The sequence below is a fragment of the Pseudomonas glycinis genome, assembly GCF_054871425.1.
The window spans coordinates 374777-395400 of sequence record NZ_JBTYHF010000007.1 but is presented as its reverse complement, the minus strand read 5'-3'; the positions used below and the strand labels follow the sequence as shown (position 1 = coordinate 395400).

Sequence of the window (20624 nt, the reverse complement as noted above, 5' to 3'; positions counted from 1 at the left end):
AATTTCCCGCGCGGCCGATGCGCCGATGCTCGATGAAGAATGGCTGGAGAACTGTCGGTTCAGTCTGCTGCGCCGTGACCATGAACTGACCTGGTTCAGCCTTGAAGACGGCCGCTCGGGCCAGAGCTGGTTCGCTGTGCGTGCGCCGATCCAGCGTCCGGCGCTGTGCCAGCGGTTGGAGCGCGATTTCCATTTGCAGTTGCCTTCGCAGTGGGCGCTCAACCCGCTCGCGCTGATACGTTCGGCGGACGGGCCGGTGTTGGTCTACCCGCAATGGGGCGCGCCGCTGACTGGACTGATCGACGCCGCCGGCTTACCACTCGGACGGGTGCTGAATATCGCCGTCGCCGCTGCCAATGCGCTGGTCCACTCTCGCCATCCGGAAACAGCGCAAAACCCTGTGGGAGCGAGCCTGCTCGCGAAAGCGTCATTCCAGCCGACATCACCCCTGACTGACCCACCGCTTTCGCGAGCAGGCTCGCTCCCACAGTGTTCTTTATTGCCTTGGCATTTGCTGGTCGATGCTGACGACAGCGTCAGGCTGATGGGCTTTCACACCCACGCGCAGGAAACGCCGGCGACCGAACTGCCGAGCCTGGAACACTGGCCTTATCTGGCGCCGGAACAGCTGCAGCGCGACGGCGTCGATTCCGATGAGCGCAGCGACGTCTATGCGCTGTCGGCAATCCTCTACGAGGCGCTGACCGGGCGCCCGCCGCTGATCGCTCGCGACGCCTCGCAATGGTTGCATGTGCACGCCGCCGTCCAGCCATTGTCGCCAGCTCAATATCTACCCGACCTGCCGCAAGGCATTTGCCATGTGCTGCTCAAGGGCCTGGCCAAGGAGCCGGACGCGCGCTATCAAAGCATCGAATCGCTGGCCGCCGATCTGACCTGGTGCCTGCGGCAATGGCAGAAAAAAGGCCAGATCGAAGCGTTCCGCCTCGGTGCTTTCGATGCTCGCGCAACGGCCACGCGCGGCGATGTGCTGTTTGGTCGTGATGACGAACGTCAGCAGCTGCTTGAACAGATCCGGCGCGTGCGTAGCGACGGCATCGCTCGGGTGCTGCTGGTTGCCGGCGCACCGGGGGCGGGGAAGTCGACGCTGATCCAGCAAGTCCTGCGTAGCCAGGCACCCGGTTATTGGGCCAGCGGCAAGATCGAACTGCTGAACAATGACCGGCCCTTCGCGCCGCTGGCGCAGATTTTTCAGTCTCTGATCAGCCAAGTGTTGACCAAGCCCACGCTGGCCTTGCAGGCCTTGGCCGAGCAACTGCGCGAAACCCTCAAGGGCCGTGGCCGCTTGCTGCTGGACCTGGCGCCGGAAGCCGAACTGCTGATTGGCGCCACCGCCGAACTGCCGAACATGCCGGCGCGCCACGCCCTCGACCGGGTCAATCGGGCGCTGCTCGATGTGCTCGAAGTCTTTGCGCAACCGGGGCATCCGCTGCTGCTGTTTATCGACGACTTGCAGTGGGCTGACGACTCGACGCAGGCGTTTCTCAAAGCCTTTATCGCCCGACCGACGCGGCATCTGCTGCTGGTTCTGGCGTATCGCGAGGGCGAGTTGACGGAGCATCCGGGCGGCTGGCTCGATGAGATGCGCAGAGCACCCGCGCTGCCAGTCAGTGACCTTCGACTAGGGCCGCTGTCGGTGCAGGCCGTTGCGCAGCTGATGGCGGTCGAACTCGATGCTGACGTCGACAACCTCGAGGCGCTGGCCCGCGTCGTGCATTTCAAAACCGCCGGCAATCCGTTGTTCGTCAGCCAGGTGGCGCGCGCGCTGGTGGACGAGCGTCTGCTGCGTTTCGACGCGACGACGCGGCGCTGGGTGTGGGATCAGGCCGAAGTGAACGGCTATCGCTACGCCGACAACGTGGCCGAATTGATGGTGCAACGCTTGCAGCGTCTGCCGGCCAGTGCCCGTGAAGTGTTGCGCACCGCGGGTTACGTCGGTGGCCGCTGTGACGAAACGCTGTTGGGCGATTTGCTGGGGGACGATCCGGCGCAATTGCTGCGTGACGTGGATTATCTGGTCAGCGCCGGATTTTTCCTGCGCGAGCCGGGCCAACTGGTGTTTCCCCACGATCGGGTGTTGGAAGCCGCCGCTGCGCTGACCGCACCGGCCGGGCGTTCGGCTGAGCATGCGCGCATCGCTGCCGCCATGCTCGATCGAAGCTGCGAGCAGCGGCAGGCGCGGGTCTTCGACATCGCCAGTCAGATTCAGCGCAGCGCCGGCAATGCGCTGCAAGCGCCTCGACGCGCTGAATTCATCCAGTTATTGCTCGAAGCTGCCGAGCGCGCCCGCGATAGCGCCGCTGTCGAGCAGGCCGTGGATTATCTGCGCAGCGCCGAGGTATTACTCGGCGACAACGGCTGGACGCAGCTCTACCCGCAAGCCTTCGCGGCGCGCTGGCTGGCAGCCGACTGCGCGATGTTGCTGGCGGATCTGCCCGGCGCGCAACAGCGTCTCGACGATTGCCTGGAACACGCTGCCACCGTGCTGGACCGCGCGAAAACCTACCGCCTGCGCGCCAGCCTGCGCACCTTGCATTCCGATTACCACGGCGCGATCGGCGAAGCGCTGGCCGGTCTTGCGTTGCTCGACATCGACCTGCAGCGACACCCCTCGAAGGCGCAACTGGGCGAAGCGTTCGAACGGGTTCGGCAATTGGTCGGTGCGCGACGGATCGCTGAGTTGACGGCGTTGCCCAAAGCCAACGAGCCGCGAATCGAAATGGCCATGGAGCTGCTGAGCACGCTGATCGCCTCGTTCTTCGTGCAGGACGACATTGCTTTTCTGCACTTGGCGAAGATGGTTGAACTGACCCTCTTGCACGGCACCACACCCAGCAGCGGCTACGGTTTTGCCTGGTACGGCGTGATGATTGCCGACCGTTATGGCGAATATCTGGACGGTGTTGCTTTCGCCGAACTGGCGCTGGAACTGACTGATCTGCACGGCTATGAGGCGGGGCGCACCGGCACGCTGGTGGCGCTGGATCAGGTCAGCGCGTGGACCCGGCCGATGGCTTACGCGCGGCAGAAGGCTTTCGCCGCGTTTGAGTGCGGTCAGGCCGGCGGTGATCTGGGCATGTCGTGTTACGCCTGCAACCACATCGGCTCTGATCTGCTGTTCATGGGCGAGCCGCTGCCAAACGTGTTGAACGAGCTGGACGTCGGCCTGAGTTGGGTGCGGCAGTTTCACTACATCGACATCGAGCGCATTCTGCTGGCGCAACAGGCGTTTGCCAGCGATTTGCGCAATGGGCCTGAGCCTCGTTCGATCGCAATGCTGGCTGCTTTGGAACATGACCGCTTCGGCCCGCTGCATCGCGACCGCGTTTCACAGCCGACGCTGTTGTGGATGTGGTTGTATTCGGGCATGTCGGCGTTCTATTTCGGTGCAGTGCGTTACGCGTTGCGCCGTTTCGAAGACGCCGAGGCGTTAACCTGGTCGCTGCCGGCGCACATTGATCTGGCGCATTATTACCTGTTCTACAGCTTGGCACTGGCCAGTCCCGAGGCGCCGGGCTCTGTTGCCGAAAAACTGCAGAAACTGGAGCAGCAACGGCAGCGTTTTCTGCCATGGGTCGAGCTCAATCCTTCGACCTTCAGCAACAAACTGCTGCTGATCGAAGGCGCGATGGCCCGCGTGCGCGGCGAAGGGCTGGCCGCCATTCGCTGCTTCGACCAAGCGCAAATCGCGGCGGCCGCTGCCGGGTTTATCCATGAGCAAGCACTGGCACATGAACAACTGGCCGATGTCTGTCTGGCCAACGGCCTGGTCTCCGGCACGCATCATCACCTGCGTGTTGCGCGCGACTGCTATGTGCTGTGGGGCGCTGAAGCCAAGGCGCGCCAGCTCGAAGCGCAGCATCCGTTTCTCGCCCACGAGCATTCCCTGGAAGCGGGAACGCCGGTGACGCGGGTGCGCCTTGACCTGGAAGTCGGCATTGAAGCGGCACGCGCGGTCTCGCAAGAGGTGTTGCTCGATCGGCTGGTGGAGACCTTGATGAATCACTTGATGATTCAGGCCGGTGCCGACCGCGGCGCGCTGCTGTTGGTCGCCGAGGGTGAGTTGCAATTGGCCGCTGCCGCGCATGTCGAGGCGGGCAACGTGCGGGTCAGTCAGGACAACGATCGCTCGCTGGAGCAGATCGCGCCGGTTTCAGTGCTCAATTCGACCATGCGCACGCGCACGCCGCTAGTGCTTGACGATGCCCGCGCCGACTGCCCGCAAGCCTACAGCGCTGATCTGCAGCAACGGCAGACGCGCTCGCTGATGTGCCTGCCGTTGCTCAAGCAGGGCGCGCTGATCGGTCTGGTGTATCTGGAAAACAGCCTGGTACCGAAGCTGTTCAGCGCCGAACGCCTGACCATGCTGGAAATTCTCGCCTCGCAGGCAGCGGTGTCGCTGCAGACCGCGCGGCTCTACGCGCAACTGGTCGAAGACAACCGCTTGCGCGCGCAGATGGAAGCCGACTTGCGCAGCTCGCGGGCGGAACTGGCGCGCAACTCGCACCTGAAAATGATGGGCGAACTGTCGGCCTCGATCGCCCACGAAATCAGCCAGCCGCTGCTGGGCATTTCATCGAACGCCTCGGCCAGTCTGCGCTGGCTCAAGCGCGACACGCCTGATCTCGACGAGGCTATTCAGGGACTCGAAGACATCCGCTCCGACAGCGCCCGTGCCACCGAGATCGTCCAGGCTTTGCGCGCATTGGCCAGGCAGGCGCCGTTGCAACGATTGCCGGTGTCGATTGACGCGTTGATCGGTGAGGTCGTGCAACTGACGGCCAGCGATGTGCACAATCGCGGGGTGAGTTTGCACACGCAACTCAACGCTGCTGACCCGGTGCTGGGGGATCGGGTGCAGATCCAGCAGGTGATCTACAACCTGATCGTCAACGCGCTGGAAGCAATGGCTGGGCAGGGCGTGACTGACGGGCGCCTGGTGATTGAGTCGACGCTGTCCGACGGGCAGGTCTGCGTGGCTTTTCAAGACAACGGGCCGGGGATCGCCGAGCATCAGCGTGAAGAAATTTTCGATGCGTTCTTCACCACCAAGGGCAGCGGCATGGGCATGGGCCTGGCGATTTGCCGAACGGTGATAGGCGCCCATGGCGGGACGTTGCGCGTGGAAGACAGCGAAGAGGGCGCGCGGATCTGCTTCAGGCTGCCGCTTGCGCCGGACGCCAGGATCAAAAGCCCCTCACCCTAACCCTCTCCCGGAGGGAGAGGGGACTGACCGGGGTGTTTGGGGGAGATACGCCGACGTGAAAGTCCGAGTTGAACTCAGGATTGGAAAAGCACACAAATCGGCTCCCTCTCCTCGGGGAGAGGGCTGGGGTGAGGGGTGAATTCACCGCCACTCCAATGCCGAACGGCGGTGCGCCGTTCAAAAAAAAGCCGCGAAAAATCGCGGCCAAAAGGGAGGAGTGAACAAAACCCTTTGAAATCCGACTCAGGGCCGCAGTTCCGTCAAGCGCTGGCCCATCGTCGAATTCAGCAACCCATCGCTGAGCCGCCAGACATCCGCATCCACCAGCGCCACCCGCGCTCCGCACATCAGTTGGCGCCAGACCTTCGGCGGCATTCCCACCATGCGCCCGAACGTGCGGGTGAAGTGCGAGTGATCGGAAAATCCGCATTCATAAACAATCTCGGTAATCGCCATCGAGGTCAGCAACAGCCCTTTGGCCTTGTCGATCTTCATCTTCAGCATCCATTCCTGAGGCGAGCAGCCGGTGACGATCTTGAACGCCCGGGAAAAGTGGCTGCGTGACAGATTGCAATGTTCGGCAATCTCGCTGACGCGCAGGCTGCGGCTCAGATCGTGCAGCATGTAGGCCTTGGCGCGGCGTTCCTGCCAGCCGGACAGTGCGCCCAGTGGGCGAGCCAGGTGGCAGGAAGGGTCTGACTTCACCGATTGCGGGTTCATGGCGGCTCTCCTGATCGATGGGCAAAGTCTGGCCGCAGGCTTTATTTAAAGTCCTTAAACAAACCTTAAAAGTTATGAAGCCCAAGCCTCAGGCGTGAAACGGATAATCGACGTAACCACGCTGATCGCCGCCGAAGAAACTGCTCGGATCAGGCGTGTTCAGCTCAAGGCCATCGTGCAGCCGACGCGGCAGATCCGGGTTGGCCAGGAATGGCCGGCCAAAGGCGATGATGTCGGCGCGATCGGCGTTGAGCGCCTGTTCAGCGGACTCGGCGTCGTAACCGCCCGCGAGGATCAGCACGCCGTTCCAGGTCTGGCGCAACTGGGCGATGATCGCGTCCCAGCGCGGGTCGAAGTTTTCGTCCTTGACCGTGCCGACCATGGCCGGCTCGACCAGGTGCAGGTAGGCCAGATTCCACTGGTTGAGCGCTTCCACCAGATAACCGAAGGTCGCTTCAGGCGTGTCATCACCCATGCCCATGAAGCGGCCCATCGGCGTCAGACGTACGCCGACGCGCTCGGCGCCGACTTCATCAGCGACGGCGGCGACCACTTCGAGCAGAAACCGCGCACGGTTTTCCACGTTGCCGCCATAGGCGTCATCACGCTGGTTGCTGTTGCTGTTGAGGAACTGATCGAGCAGATAACCGTTGCCAGCATGGATCTCCACGCCGTCCATGCCAGCGTTCAACGCGTTGCGCGCAGCGCGGCGATAGTCTTCGACGATGTCGGCGATTTCCGCTGTTTCGAGGGCGCGCGGCACCGGCACATCGCCCCACACGCCATTGCCTTGTTCATCGACGATAAAAGTCTTGCCCGGCACAGGCAGGGCGCTCGGCGCCACCGGCAAACCGGCGTCCGGCTGGAAGCTGGGATGCGAGACCCGGCCGACGTGCCACAGCTGCATGAAGATCAGACCGTTGGCCGCGTGCACCGCCGTGCTGACTTCGCGCCAGGCGTGGACTTGCGCATCGCTGTAGATCCCCGGCGTCCACGCATAGCCCTGGCCTTGCTGAGAAATCTGCGTGGCTTCGGTGATGATCAGCGCAGCACTGGCGCGTTGGCGGTAGTACTCGGCGTTCATTGCGGTCGGCACGTCGCCCGGCTGGCCAGCGCGCGAGCGGGTCAGGGGCGCCATCGCCACGCGATGAGCAAGGGTGTAAGGGCCGAGTGCGATGGGTTGAAACAGGCGACGGGTCATGGGTAGCTCCGGATTTCGATGAGTAGGGTTCAAGCGCGGCAGCCAGGTGCCGCGCGTTGTGCAGGTAACTTAACCGGGGTGGCGGGGCTGATAATCCGTGGCCGGCGCTACGCAGTTTTGCGCGCAACGCAACGGCACCCGCGCTCATCCATGACGAGCGCGGGTGTGGTTCAGGAGGGTTGGCTGGAACGGGTCAGCGGCAGGTGCAGCCAGCGCCGACCAGTGGCATTGCTGACCGCGTTGCCGAGCGCAGCAGCCATCGGCCCTTGGACGATTTCGGCAGCACCGAGGAAGGGTTCGCCCGGTTGATCGAGCAGGTGCACGTCGACTTTTTTCGGCAATTGCGTAAAGCGCAGAATCGGGTAGCCGCTCCAGTCGTAACTGCGAATGCCGCCGGCGTCGTAGGCGACTTTTTCGTAGAGCGTCCAACTGGCCGACTGGACTATGCCGCCCTCGACCTGATTGCGCAGGCCATCGGGGCTGACGATCTGGCCAACGTCGACCGCCGTTACCACATGATCGACACGGATTTCGCCGGTCTGCGGATGCACCCGCAGTTTCACCGCAAGGGCGCAGTAACCCATGATGTTTTTGTAGCGGGCGAAGGCAAAACCGGTCCCCGCGCCGGGTTCGCTGCTCTTGTGGGGCCAGCCGATTTCGTCACGCACGCGCTCAATCACAGCCCGGGCACGTGGGTCGCTCAGATGCGCCAGGCGCAACGCCAGCGGATCGAGCCCGGCCTTGATCGCCAACTCATCAATACCTGCCTCGATGGCGAAGATGTTGATGTGCGCACCCAGCGAGCGCATGGCCGAAGTGCGGAACGGCATGGTGGTGACGAAATTCATGTTGATCCGCGTCGCGCCCAGCTCGTACAGCGGCACCGCGTTGCGATCGCCATCACCTTCGGGTTGGACGATCGGCACCGAGGGCGCCGAGGTGAAGGGTTTCGCCAACAGGCGTGCCGGCAGCAGGCGACCAGCGTTGACGATGCGTTCGTTGTGCGGCGTGGTCCACAGCTCGTAGTTCCAGTCCTGCAAACGGCCCTGACTGAGGCCGGCATCGATTTCGGTGACCATCGCCGAACTGTACGGCTCCCAGAGATTTTCCTGCTCGCGCATCCATTGCACCCTTACCGGCGTGCCCGGCAGGCGCATGGCGATCAGCGCGGCATCGGCGGCGGCATCATCGGCGCCGTTGTGGCCGTAGCAACCCGAGCCTTCGGTGTGAATGCAGCGCACGCGTTCCGGCGGCAGACGCAGCATTTCGGCGATACCTGCGCGCAGCGGATAGACGCCCTGGGTGTGGGTCCACACCGTGAGCACGCCGTCGTTGAACCAGGCCACCGCACAGGACGGGCCGATCGAACCGTGCATCAAGTACTGCTTGGTCACCCGCGCCTTGAAGCGCGTTTCGGTCGCGCCGCCGGCATTGCCGTTGTTGCTGATCGGATAGCGCTTGGAGGGCAATTGCTTGAGCAAATCGTGAATCCCGGCGGCTTCGGGAATCGCCTCGCCACCACTCCACTTGGCACTTTCAATGCCGCTGCGCATGGCCTTGATCGCTTGCCACTCATCACGGGCGACCACGGCCAGATAGTTGCCGTCGCGAATCACTTTGACCACGCCGCTCAACGCCTCGACGGACGCGGCATCGAACGCCTGAAGCGTGCAGCCGGGACGCGGCGGGCGAATCACCCGCGCATGCAGCATGCCCGGCAAGCGCATGTCCTGCACAAATGCCGCGCCACCGCTGACCTTGGCCGGGATGTCCAGGCGCGGCAGGTTGTGGCCGATCAGTTTGAAATCGGCCGCCGCCATCGCCGGTGATTGCGCCTTGGCGTACTGGTGCACATCGACATGCTTGACCGCGTCGGCATATGCCATGCGCTGACTATTCGGCCCTTCGATGATGCCGTCGCGAGTGCTCAGTTGTGCCGCATCGACTTGCCAACTGCGCGCGGCGGCGTCCACGAGCATTTCCCGCACTTGCGCGGCGGCGTTGTACAGCGCGGTGCCGCTGTCGAAAATGCTGTGGCTGCCGGCGGTGTAGCCTTCATTCGGCGTCAGCGCGGTGTCGGCGGTGAGCAAGTTGATTGCGCTGGCCGGCACCTGCAAACGCTCGGCGGCAATTTGCAGCAACGCGGTTTTCACCCCGGTGCCCAGTTCGACCTTGCCGGTGTACACGGTGATGCCGTCGGCGCCGATGCGAATCCACGCGTCGAGGTATGGGTTGGTGCGCAGGCTGCCGGGCAGATCGGGGGCCAGCACTACGGTGCCGAGGGTGTCGACTTCGGTGTCGGCCAAGACACGCCGCGCTACCGGCATCAGCGTAAAAGCCATGAGCAACGCGCCGCCACGCAGGAAGGCCCGGCGGCTGGGGTTCAAGCCGTTTGCTTCGCTCATGTCAGGCTCCCGTTGTGCCCAGCCACCTGTTTGATCGCCTCGATAATGCGCAAGTGCGTGCCGCAACGGCACAGATTGCCGGCCATGTGTTCGCGGATGGTTTGTTCGTCCGGGTGCGGATCGCGTTCGAGCAACGCCTGCGCGCGCATCAGCATGCCGGCGATGCAGTAACCGCATTGCGCGGCCTGCTTGTCGATGAATGCCGCTTGCAACGGGCCGGGTTTGTCTGCGCTGCCGAGGCTTTCCACGGTGCGGATTTTTTTCCCTTCAAGGCCTGCGCACGGCGTGAGGCAGGCGAACACCGGTTGGTCGTCGACGATCACCGTGCACGCGCCGCACTGGCCCAGGCCGCAGCCGTACTTGGCGCCGTTGAGGTTCAAGTGGTTGCGCAGCGCATACAGCAGCGGCATGTCCGCTTCCAGCTCCAGCGCTTGGGCGGCTCCATTGACGGTGAGAGTGATCTGGCTCATTTCGTCTCCTGACGTAACGCTTCAATAGTGGAAGAAAGGTCGGTCCATGGCTGCTCGGGTTTGGCTTGCTCGCGCAGATACGCGGCGAGTGCGCCGAGTTGGGCGTTGTCGAGGCTGGCGGCGAATGGCGGCATCACCGGGCCGGGGGCGCCGGGAATGGCGGGCACGCCTTCGAGCACGGTCTTGAGAAAGTTGCGCGAGCTGGCCGCTTGCAGCGCCGAAGTGCTTTGCAGGCCTGGGCGGCCGTCGATTTCGCGCATCGGCGCGGCGGGTGCGTGACATCCGGCGCAGGCGCTGCTGAAGAGCAGGGCGCCGGTTGTGTGATCCGCTGGACTGCTTGGCGGCTTTTGCGCGGTAGTTTCGCTCACCGCTTGCGGGTTTTGCAGGCTCAGCAGGTAGTCGGCAATCGCCTCGGCTTCACTGGCCGGCAAGCGCGCCAGACTCAGGCTGACCGGGCGCATCGGGCCGGCGGGCGTGCCGTGGCCATCGACCACATCGGCGCGCAGATAGCCGACCAATTGCTCGCGATTCCACGGATTGGCGCGCTGCCCGAGGCCGACCAGGGCCGGCGCTTCCCAGCCATCGACGCTGCCGCCCTGAAGATATTGCGAGGATTTCTCCGCGCCGATCAGGTTCAGCGGCGAATGGCAGCCGGCGCAGTGGCCCGGACCGTCGACCAGATAGCGTCCGCGATTCCATGCCGCGCTGTGTTCGGCCAGCGGCGTCAGTGGCTCGCCATGCAGAAACAGCAGGTTCCAGAACGACACCAGAGGACGGATGTTCATCGGGAAATTCATCTGGTTCTGCCGCGCCGGGGCGTGTACGGCGGGGCCGCTCATCAGGTAGGCATAGGCGTCGGCGATGTCTTCGGAGCTCATGCGCCGGTAGTGCACGTAAGGAAACGCCGGGTAGAGAAAGTGGCCGTCGCGGGCAATGCCTTCACGCATCGCCCGCTCGAAGGCCGGCAGTGACCATTCACCGATGCCGGTCTGCGCATCCGGGGTGATGTTGGTGCTGTACAGCGTGCCGAACGGCGTCACCAGCGGCAGCCCGCCAGCCAGGTATTCGCCACCGGGGCGGGTATGGCACACCGCGCAGTCGCCGGCCTCGACCACCCGTGCGCCGCGTTGCAACTGCGCAGTATCGAATGACGTCGGCCGTTTGATTGGTGCGATCGCCGGGCGCCACATCAGCGCGACGGCGACGATCAGGCCGATCACCGCGAGCATGGCGACGCTGATCCACAGGGTTCTGGATTTGAGCAAATGGCTGTTCATGGTCGGCAGAAAAACGCGGCGGACAGTGGCAGGACGAGTGCAGTGCGGGTCATGGAAACGCTCCTTGTAGCAGCCGGGGAAGGGCGCCGATGCGGACGTCAGCGCCAGGGCCAAAGCGTAGAGAAGACCCTTGCGGCGGAGAATCACCGGCCCGCGCAACAGCGCGTTGCGCCACAAGCAACGTTGCGCGCCGCGCATCAGTGCGTTGTCAGTGGCACGGATTCTCGCCCCCGCTGGCTGACCGTAGCCTTGGCACAACTTTCCCGAACTCAACGAGGTGTCACCATGCTTACGGGCAACCCTGCCGTTGCGGCCCCGGCCGAACAGCCTGCTTCACTCTCCGGCCTGATGGTCGCGTTTCTGGCGTTTTGCTGCGGCGCGGTCGTCGCCAACCTGTATTACGCACAACCCATCGTCGAACTGATCGCCCCGCAGATCGGCCTGTCCAGCGCCAATGCCAGCCTGATCGTCTCGCTGACGCAGTTCGGTTACGCGCTGGGCTTGTTGCTGCTGGTGCCGCTGGCCGACCTGATGGAAAACCGCCGTCTGGTGGTCGGCTTCACCCTCGCTGCGAGTGTGACGCTGTTGTGCGCTGGCCTGACTCATTCGCCGTCGCTGTTTCTGCTGCTCTCTTTGCTGATCGGCCTGACATCCGTAGCGGTGCAGATTCTCGTGCCGCTGGCCGCACATTTGGCACCGGAAGCCAGCCGGGGCCGCGTGGTCGGCAACATCATGAGCGGCCTGCTCTTGGGGATTCTGCTGTCGCGGCCACTGTCGAGTCTGTTGGTTGAAGTGTTCGGCTGGCGCGGGGTGTTTTACAGCGCGGCGGCACTGATGGCGGTGATCGCGCTGATTACCGCTGTGGCATTGCCGCGCCGGGTACCGACGCACAAAGCCACTTATGTCGCGTTGATCGGTTCGGTGTTTGCCCTGGCCCGGCGCTTTTCTGTGTTGCGCCAGCGTTCGCTGTATCAGGGTTTGCTGTTCGCCAGTTTCAGCCTGTTCTGGACCCTCGCGCCGATTGAGCTGATGCGTCACCACGGTTTCAGCCAGGCGCAAGTGGCGATCTTCGCCCTGGTCGGTGCGGTGGGTGCGATTGCCGCGCCAATTGCCGGGCGTCTGGCCGATGCCGGGCACGGTCGTCGCGGTACCTTGGTGGCGTTGCTGCTGGCGCCGCTGTCACTGTTGATCGCCGCGTTACCGGGCAGTGGCTATGTGTGGCTGGTGGTGTGTGCGGTGCTGCTGGATTTTGCCGTGCAACTGAACATGGTCCTCGGCCAGCGTGAGGTCTACGCCCTCGACCCGCATAGCCGTGCACGCCTGAATGCGGTGTACATGACCAGCATCTTCGTCGGCGGCGCGCTCGGTTCACTGGTCGCCAGCCCGCTGTACGAACACTTCGGCTGGAACCTCTCGGCCGTTGCCGTGGCGGTGTTGCCGGCGTTGGCGCTGGCGCTGTTCCTGAGCCGCAAGGCTGATGGCTGAGGTCGCGAGGAGGCCCGGCAAGCACGACGATACAAGACGTGTGGCGAGCGCTGATGCACAATCAGCGGCGTTCCCTCACCACCGGACCCCGCTTATGGACAAGTTGCTGGCCTTGAAGATGTTTGTTGAAACCGTGCGCTGCGGGGGCTATTCCTCGGCGGCGCGCAAGCTTGGGATTTCGACGTCTTCGGTGACACGGCAAGTGGCGGGCCTGGAAAACGAGTTGGGCGCCAGCCTGCTCAATCGCACCACGCGCAATACCAGCGTGACCGTCGCCGGCCAGACCTATTTCGAGAAGGCCGTGGCCATTCTCGATGCCATCGACGAAGCCGATGCGGTGGTCGCCGATCGTGGCAGTGATGCCCAGGGCCGCTTGCGCATCAGTGTGCCGGTGGAGTTTGGCCGGCGACTGATTGCGCCGCACCTGAGCCGCTTGCTCGAGCGCCATCCGGGGCTGGAGATCAGTCTGTCGCTGAGCGATCAGGTCAGCGATTTGCTCAGCGAGCAGATCGACGTTTCAGTGCGGCTCGGCTCGACGGTAGTCAGCGAGGACATCGTCAGCAAACGCGTCGGCCACTTTCAGCGTTGGATTGTCGCCAGCCCGGATTATCTGGCGCGCAGCGGCGTGCTGGAGCATCCGCGGGATCTGCTTGAGCACCAATGCCTGCGTTTCGATTACGGCGGCAGCCATCACCACTGGACCTTTCAGGGCGACGAAGAGCCGATTCAGCTCAACGTCCAGGGCCGCCTGCAAAGCAACAACGCCGACATCCTTCGCGAAGCGGCGATTGGCGGTGGCGGGGTGGCGCTGCTGGCCGACTGGCTGGTGCGCGACGACGTCGCCGCCGGGCGCCTGACGCGCTTGCTTGAGCACTACGAGGTCAATCCCGGCAGCGCCAGCAGTTGCATCAACGCGCTGTACCTGCCCAACCACCGTGGTTCGAGCCGGATCAACGTGTTCATCGATTTTCTGGTGGAAATCCTCAAACCCGCCGCATAGCACTGCACACTCTGTTGCTGCAGCCGCTGCACACTGCTTGTATGCTTGCGCCCCGGAACACGTGGCCGCCGTGAGTGCCGACGTTCGAATGATGGCTGGAATGGATACCGGACTTCCTTAAGGTACTGACGTGAAGCGTGATACTCGCCTTGTAATGCTCCTGCTGCTGGTGATCGGCTGTTCCCTGACTTCGCTGACGATCTGGAAAGTCTGGTCTTCGCGCGAGCGTGCGCTGGCGGAAGTCGACGTGCATGGCCTGAACCTGACCCAGGCGCTCAACACCTACACCGAAGGCATCGTCCGGCAAAGCTCGCTGCTTTTGCTCGGGCTGGTCGAGCGCCTGGAAACCGAGGGCAACGGCCCGGCGCAGATTCAGCGCATCCAGAGCCTGATCGACCGCCAGCAGGCGTTGATGCCACAGCTCAGCGGCATCATCATCTATGACCGGCACGGGCATTGGCTGATGTCCTCCAATCGACCGATTCCGGAGGGCGCCAACAGCAGCGACCGCGCCTATTTCATTCATCACCGTGACAGCCCGAGCCGCGAGCCGTTCATTGGCCCGCCGATCCAGAGCCGTGCCAATCACGAATGGGTGGTGACCATCAGTCGGCGCTTCAACGACGATGGCGGGCAGTTCGCTGGCGTGGTAGCGGTGACGCTGGGGGTGGAAAACTTCCTGCGGGTGTTCGGCAAACTCGACGTTGGCCAGGACGGCGCGATCGGTCTGTCTTACACCGATGGCACGCTGTTGGTGCGCTACCCGTTCCGCGAGCAGGACATGGGCCGCAACTTCTCCAGTTCGCCGATCTATGCCAAATACCTCGTCGACCGTTCGGTCGGCACTGCCTCCTACACCTCCAGCCTCGACGGTGTCGAGCGGCTGTACGCGTTCCGCAAAAGCGAAACGCTGCCGCTGATCACCACCGTGGCCCTGGGCAAGGATGAAGCGCTAGCGGCGTGGCGTATCGAAGCGGCGCTGTCGGCGGTGGTAGTGATCGGGCTGCTGGGGCTGACCGGGCTTATCGGTTGGTTCCTGATTCTCGATATCCGCCGCCGCACTGAGGCTGAAGAAGCCTTGCGCGATGCCCAGCAGCAGTTGCTTGCGTCCAATCGGCAGCTGGAATTGCTGGCGCTGAAGGATGCGCTGACCGGCCTGGCCAACCGCCGCTGTTTCGATGAGACGCTGACGGTGGAAGCGCGGCGGGCGCAGCGTGACGGCACCTCGCTGGCCTTGCTGATGATCGATATCGACCACTTCAAATTGTTCAACGATGCCTTGGGCCACGTCGCCGGCGATGCCTGCCTGCAAGCGGTCAGCAAGATTCTTGAAGGCTGCGTGCGACGCCCCTCGGATCTGGTCGCGCGCTACGGTGGCGAGGAAATGGCGGTGATCATGCCGGCCACCGACAGCGCCGGTGCGACGGTGGTGGCGCAACTGATGCTCGAACGTTTGCAGCAAGCGAACATCGCCCACCCGGGCAGTCCGTTTGCTCGGATTACGGTGAGTATCGGCATGGCGGTGGGGGCGGGCGCTCAGCTGGATTCGCTGCCGGCGTTGATCCAGACCGCCGATCAGGCGCTGTACCGCGCGAAAGCGGCGGGGCGTAACGGGATGGCCGGGCAGGCCTGAGGCGCACTAGAAAGCTTCGCCGCTATCCAGTTTCGCCAACAGCATTTGTCCGCGTTGCCACAGTGCATCCTGCTTGGCCAGCGGCATGCGGTCGAGGTTCTTGTACATCATGCCCATGCGCTGATTGCCACGCAGAATATCGCCGTGGCGCATGAGGAAATGCCAGTACAGCGCATTGAACGGGCAGGCGTCGTCCGCGTTGCTTTCCTTGACCTTGTAGGCGCAGTCGCCGCAGTAATCCGACATTCGATTGATGTACTGGCCGCTGGCGCAGTAAGGCTTGGAGCCGAGATAACCGCCGTCGGCGTGCATGACCATGCCGAGGGTGTTGGGCAGTTCGACCCAGTCGAAGGCGTCCATGTAGATCGCCAGATACCATTCACAGATTTCCTTCGGCGCAATCCCGGCGAGCAAGGCAAAGTTACCGGTTACCATCAGCCGCTGAATGTGGTGGGCGTAGGCATGTTGCAGGCTTTGGCCGATGGCCTGGCGCATGCAGTTCATCTGTGTCTGCCCGGTCCAGTAGAACTCCGGCAGCGGGCGCGTGTTGCCGAACACATTGCCCTCGGCGTAATCCGGCATCTTCAGCCAGTACACACCGCGCACGTATTCGCGCCAGCCGATCAGCTGCCGAATGAAGCCTTCGGCAGCGTTGAGGCCGATGCTCCCTGACCAGTAAGCCGCCTCGACATCGCTGCACAGCTGACGCAAATCGAGCAGACCGATGTTCAGCGCCGCGCTGATCCGCGCGTGAAACAGGAACGGCTCGTCGCTGGCCATGGCGTCCTGGTAGTCACCGAAGCCGGCCAGCGCATAGTCGAGAAAGTATTGCCACAAGGCTTGGGCGTCGGCGTTGGTCACCGGGTAATTGAAGTCGTCCAGCGTGCCGTAATGGCTGGCGAAGCGCTCGCCGACCAACGCCAGCACCTCTTGGGTGATTGCATCATTGGCGAAACGTGCCGGGTAGGGCGGTTTGGCGTGTTTGGGCAGGGCCTTGCGATTCTCCGCATCGAAATTCCACGCACCGCCGACCGGCGTGCCGTCGCCATTGAGTAGCAGCCGACTCTTGCGCCGCATCTCGCGGTAGAAAAACTCCATGCGCAGCTGTTTCTTGCCGCTGGCCCAATTGGAGAACTCTTCGCGGGAGCAGAGAAAACGGCGGTCTGAGTGCCAATGCACGGGCAAGCCCGAATCTTTGATTGACTGCTCAAGGCGCCAGTCGCCGCATTCGGTGATATGAATCTGTTCGGCGCCGGTGAGGGTTTGCCAGCGCTGTAGTTCGCCGGGAATTGAGCCGCTGTTGTCCGGGTCATCGAGGGTGACGTACTGGACGCGGTAGCCTTTATCGCGCAACGCCTCGGCAAAGTGGCGCATGGCGCTGAAGATCAGAGCGATCTTTTGCGGATGATGGGCGACGTGAGTCGCTTCCTCCATGACCTCGACCATCAGCAGCAGGTCGTGCTGGGGATCGAGTGGCTGCAGGGAGGCCAGGTCGAAAGAGAGCTGGTCGCCGAGGATCAGGAGCAAGCGGTGGGCAGGGGGCATGGAGCGAAGTCCGGTTAGAGATTCGAACTCCAATAGTTATACAGATTGTTTGTTATGTATAGGTTTTAGCGGCCACTGACATCCTGTAGTGGGAGCGAGCCTGCTCGCGAAAGCGTCCTGTCAGTCAATACAAATGCTGACTGACCCACCGCCTTCGCGAGCAGGCTCGCTCCCACAGGGAGTTGGGTGGGTTCTTAGGCGGGGTAGGTCGGATAGTCGATGTAGCCCTCGGCACCACCGCCATACACTGTCGCCGGATTCAACTGATTCAACGGCCAGTCATTGGCAATCCGCGCCGGCAGGTCCGGGTTGGCCATGAACGGTCGGCCAAACGCGACCAGATCCGCCAGCCCCGACTCAAGCAATTGCGCGCCGGTTTTGGCGGTGTAGCGACCGGCATAAATGATCGCGCCGCTGAAGGTGTCGCGTACGGCCTGGCGAAAGGTCTGCGGCATCGCTGGCGCGTTGTCCCAGTCGGCTTCGGCGATCGACAGGTAGGCGATGCCGACGTCTTCAAGAATCTTGATCGCGGCAATGTAAGTTGTGTGCGGATCTTCCTCGACCAGGCCCAGGTATGTCCGCGCTTCATCGGTGGTAGTGAACAACGGCGCGAAACGCACACCGACCTTGTCCTTGCCAATGCATTCGGCGACGCCGGCCACCACTTCGCGCAAGAAGCGCAAGCGATTGTCCAGCGAGCCGCCGTACTCGTCGGTGCGCAGGTTGCTGTGGGCGGAGATGAACTGGTTGACCAGATAACCGTTGGCGCAATGCAGTTCGATGCCGTCGAAACCCGCCTCCATCGCGTTGCGCGCGGCCTGGATGTACAGCTGAATCAGTTCCTGCACTTCATCGGTGCTCAACGCGCGCGGAGCGGATGGCGGCACCAGTTCACCGACACCGGGCGCGGTTTCGATGAACACGCTGACGCGATCCGTGGCGACCGCAGAGGCCGACACCGGCGCATCGCCGTTGGGCTGCAACGCCGTGTGCGAGACCCGACCGACATGCCAGAGCTGGGCGAAGATCACGCCATCCACGGCGTGCACCGCCTCGGTGACTTTGCGCCAACCGGCGATCTGCTCCGGCGTGTGAATGCCCGGCGTCCACGCATAACCCTGACCACGCGGTTCGATCTGCGTGCCTTCGGTGACCAGCAAACCGGCACCGGCGCGCTGCTGGTAATACTCGGCCATCAACTCGTTGGCGACATTGCCCGGCTGCGTGCTGCGCTGGCGGGTGAGAGGCGGCAGGACGATGCGGTTTTTCAGGGTGTGGTTGCCCAATTTAGCGGGCGTGAAAAAAGCGTTATTCATGGAGTAAGCCTTGAATCTGATTAGACCAGTCGACTAGTGACTGGGCAAAAAAACAACGCCGGGCTGTACGCACGCGGCGTTGATCGGGTTAGAGCGCTGGATTCAGCCGAGCATCTTCAACAGCTTTTCGGCAACGGCGGCGGAGCTGGCCGGGTTCTGGCCGGTGACCAGTTGACCGTCAGCCACCACATGCACTTGCCAGTCGGCGACTTTCGAATAGCGCCCGCCAAGGCGCTGAAACTCGTCTTCGATGAGGAACGGCACCACGTCAGTCAGGCCGACTGCAGCCTCTTCGGCATTGGTGAAACCGGTGACGTCGCGATCGTTGACGATTGGCTGGCCGTCAGCGCGCACCACATGACGCAACACGCCGGGTGCGTGGCAGACAAAACCGTGAGGTTTGTTGGCGCGGTCGAAGGCTTCGATCAGCGCGATCGAGGCCTTGTCTTCGGCCAGATCCCACAGCGGGCCGTGGCCACCTGGGAAGAACACTGCGTCGAAATCTTCGGCCTTCACCTCAGCCAAACGGCCGGTGGTGGCGAGTGCCTGTTGTGCGGCCGGATCAGCGCGGAAGCGATCGGTCTCGGCAGTCTGCGCGCTTGGCTCATCGCTTTTCGGATCGAGCGGAGGCTGGCCGCCGGCAGGCGATACCAGGGTGACATCGGCGCCGGCGTCCTTGAAGGCGTAGTAGGGCGCGGCAAACTCTTCCAGCCAGAAACCGGTTTTCTTGCCAGTGTTGCCGAGTTGATCGTGGGAAGTCAGAACCATCAAGATTTTCATAGAGCACCCTTGGGTTGGTCTGGCATCGGCAGAAGGCGAGGGATTCGCTTGTTGTCGGTGCCGCATGAATTTGTGTGTCGGGGCGCAGCATAGTTTCCAATTAGACCAGTCGTCTAGTAATTTTTTCAGAAAATGTTTTTGCCCGTCGGTTATGGCAAACTCCCGGTCCTGAAAACTATACGACTGGTCTATTGTCTGGAATTTTGCGCACCATGAAGCCGACCTTTGACGACACCCGCCAACACTTGCTCGACACCGGCCACCGGATGATGGCCGAGAAGGGCTTCACCAGCGTCGGCCTCAACGAGATCCTGCAGACCGCCGGCGTGCCCAAGGGCTCGTTCTATCACTACTTCAAATCCAAGGAGTTGTACGGCCAGGCGCTGCTCGAGGATTACTTCGTCGACTACCTTGCCGATATGGAGCGCCGCCTGACATTGCCTGGGCTGACGGCCTTCGAGCGTTTGATGGATTACTGGCAGGGCTGGCAGAACCGCTGCACCCTCGAAGGCCACGGCGATGAATGCCTGGTGGTGAAACTCAGCGCCGAAGTCGCCGATCTCTCCGAATCAATGCGCCTGACCCTGCGCGACGGCGCCGAACGCATCGTCGCGCGCATCACCGAATGCATCGAACAAGGCCAGACCGACAAAAGCCTGCCGGAGGGAGATGCGCGGAAGTTGGCGGAGACGCTGTATCAGCTCTGGCTCGGCGCCAGTTTGCTGAACAAATTGCAGCGCACCGGACAGTCGCTGGAAACCTCGATGGCGATGACCCGGCAGTTGTTGCAAGTCTGAGCCTCGCCGCTGGTTCCTGTAGGAGTGAGCCTGCTCGCGAAGACGGCGGCACATCCAACATCTTCTTTAACTGACCCAATGCATTCGCGAGCAGGCTCGCTCCCACAGGTTTTCGCGGCGTGTGCCAAATCCCGGCGACATGCAAAATCCACTGTGGGAGCGAGCCTGCTCGCGAAGGCGGCGGCACATCCAACATCTTCTTTAACTGACCCAACGCCTTCGCGAGCAAGCTCGCTCCCACAGGTTTTCGCGGCGTGTGCCAAATCCCGGCGACACGCAAAATCCACTGTGGGAGCGAGCCTGCTCGCGAAGACGTCGGCACATTCAACATCTTCATCGCCTGACCCAACGCATTCGCGAGCAGGCTCGCTCCCACAGGGGACCTGCGTTGCTTGTTTGATTGGGGCTCTGCAGGCCATCAGTACTCAGGCAGGTCCGCCGTTCTTGTCCGGCAGTTGGGCAAACCACTGCGCATACGGTGTATTGCTCACTTTGAATCGGTTGTAATCCGGGCTGTCGTCATCCCACCACACCGGCCCGCGTTCACCCAGCGCGACTTTGGCGTCGTTGACGCGAGCTCTCGCCGACTTCAACGCCTGTGCATCCTCCGCACGCTTCGCCTCTTTGACCGCACGCCGCGCTGACATGAGTTCGGCTACAAATGCCTCACGCTCGGCGGCTGGCAGCGCTGGATTGCTGCAACGCCAGAGTTGCTGCTTGACCACAAAATAGCGGCCATCGGGGGTGGTGGGGTACATGGGCGATATCCTG

General features: G+C 62.9%; 14 protein-coding genes. 5 read left to right on the top strand and 9 right to left on the bottom strand.

The window, feature by feature from the left end; all coding sequences use genetic code 11:
- Positions 1–64: 64 nt before the first annotated feature.
- Entirely contained in the window at positions 65–5224 is a 5160-nt protein-coding gene (locus ACYSTU_RS19015; RefSeq protein ID WP_499000926.1) for a trifunctional serine/threonine-protein kinase/ATP-binding protein/sensor histidine kinase, read from the top strand.
- Between the two features lie 243 nt (positions 5225–5467).
- Here ACYSTU_RS19015 and ACYSTU_RS19010 read toward each other — a convergent pair whose 3' ends face one another.
- The 5 genes from ACYSTU_RS19010 to ACYSTU_RS18990 form a co-directional block, all read right to left on the bottom strand.
- Positions 5468–5944: a helix-turn-helix domain-containing protein gene (locus ACYSTU_RS19010; RefSeq protein WP_016774798.1), complete on the bottom strand. Its 477-nt coding sequence runs from the start codon at positions 5942–5944 to the stop codon at positions 5468–5470.
- 88 nt (positions 5945–6032) lie between these two features.
- Positions 6033–7145, bottom strand: a complete 1113-nt coding sequence (locus ACYSTU_RS19005) for an alkene reductase (protein ID WP_499000869.1) — start codon at positions 7143–7145, stop codon at positions 6033–6035.
- 170 nt (positions 7146–7315) lie between these two features.
- On the bottom strand, positions 7316–9550 hold the full coding sequence (locus ACYSTU_RS19000; protein WP_499000866.1) for a xanthine dehydrogenase family protein molybdopterin-binding subunit: 2235 nt from the start codon (positions 9548–9550) through the stop codon (positions 7316–7318).
- Positions 9547–10020 carry a (2Fe-2S)-binding protein gene (locus ACYSTU_RS18995; RefSeq protein WP_336352619.1) on the bottom strand — a complete coding sequence of 158 codons (474 nt, stop codon included), beginning with the start codon at positions 10018–10020 and terminating at the stop codon, positions 9547–9549. The genes ACYSTU_RS19000 and ACYSTU_RS18995 overlap by 4 nt, the downstream gene beginning before the upstream one ends.
- Positions 10017–11570 (bottom strand): c-type cytochrome, encoded by a 1554-nt coding sequence (locus ACYSTU_RS18990; protein WP_499000863.1) that lies wholly within the window; start codon positions 11568–11570, stop codon positions 10017–10019. Before ACYSTU_RS18990 ends, ACYSTU_RS18995 begins: the two co-directional genes overlap by 4 nt.
- Positions 11571–11582: 12 nt before the next feature.
- Here ACYSTU_RS18990 and ACYSTU_RS18985 point away from each other — a divergent pair, with 12 nt between their 5' ends.
- From ACYSTU_RS18985 to ACYSTU_RS18975, 3 genes are all read left to right on the top strand, one after another.
- A complete protein-coding gene (locus ACYSTU_RS18985) occupies positions 11583–12782 on the top strand; it encodes an MFS transporter (RefSeq protein ID WP_258710008.1) in 1200 nt (399 codons plus the stop codon).
- A gap of 94 nt (positions 12783–12876) precedes the next feature.
- Positions 12877–13782, top strand: coding sequence for a LysR family transcriptional regulator (locus tag ACYSTU_RS18980; protein WP_016774792.1), 906 nt, complete (start codon positions 12877–12879; stop codon positions 13780–13782).
- 130 nt (positions 13783–13912) lie between these two features.
- Positions 13913–15415 carry a sensor domain-containing diguanylate cyclase gene (locus ACYSTU_RS18975; protein ID WP_499000859.1) on the top strand — a complete coding sequence of 501 codons (1503 nt, stop codon included), beginning with the start codon at positions 13913–13915 and terminating at the stop codon, positions 15413–15415.
- Positions 15416–15421: 6 nt separating this feature from the next.
- Here ACYSTU_RS18975 and ACYSTU_RS18970 read toward each other — a convergent pair whose 3' ends face one another.
- The 3 genes from ACYSTU_RS18970 to ACYSTU_RS18960 form a co-directional block, all read right to left on the bottom strand.
- The gene (locus ACYSTU_RS18970) at positions 15422–16960 is read right to left on the bottom strand and encodes a cryptochrome/photolyase family protein (RefSeq protein WP_499000856.1); all 1539 of its coding nucleotides are present in this window, start codon (positions 16958–16960) and stop codon (positions 15422–15424) included.
- Between the two features lie 194 nt (positions 16961–17154).
- Positions 17155–18276: an alkene reductase gene (locus ACYSTU_RS18965; RefSeq protein ID WP_499000853.1), complete on the bottom strand. Its 1122-nt coding sequence runs from the start codon at positions 18274–18276 to the stop codon at positions 17155–17157.
- A 102-nt stretch (positions 18277–18378) separates the two neighbouring features.
- Positions 18379–19056, bottom strand: coding sequence for a type 1 glutamine amidotransferase domain-containing protein (locus tag ACYSTU_RS18960; protein WP_499000850.1), 678 nt, complete (start codon positions 19054–19056; stop codon positions 18379–18381).
- A 212-nt stretch (positions 19057–19268) separates the two neighbouring features.
- Between ACYSTU_RS18960 and curR the strand changes: the two genes are divergently transcribed.
- Positions 19269–19853, top strand: coding sequence for a TetR family transcriptional repressor CurR (gene curR / locus ACYSTU_RS18955; protein WP_016770670.1), 585 nt, complete (start codon positions 19269–19271; stop codon positions 19851–19853).
- A gap of 425 nt (positions 19854–20278) precedes the next feature.
- Here the strand turns inward: curR and ACYSTU_RS18950 are convergent, their stop codons facing one another.
- Positions 20279–20611: a hypothetical protein gene (locus ACYSTU_RS18950; protein ID WP_499000847.1), complete on the bottom strand. Its 333-nt coding sequence runs from the start codon at positions 20609–20611 to the stop codon at positions 20279–20281.
- Positions 20612–20624: the final 13 nt, after the last annotated feature.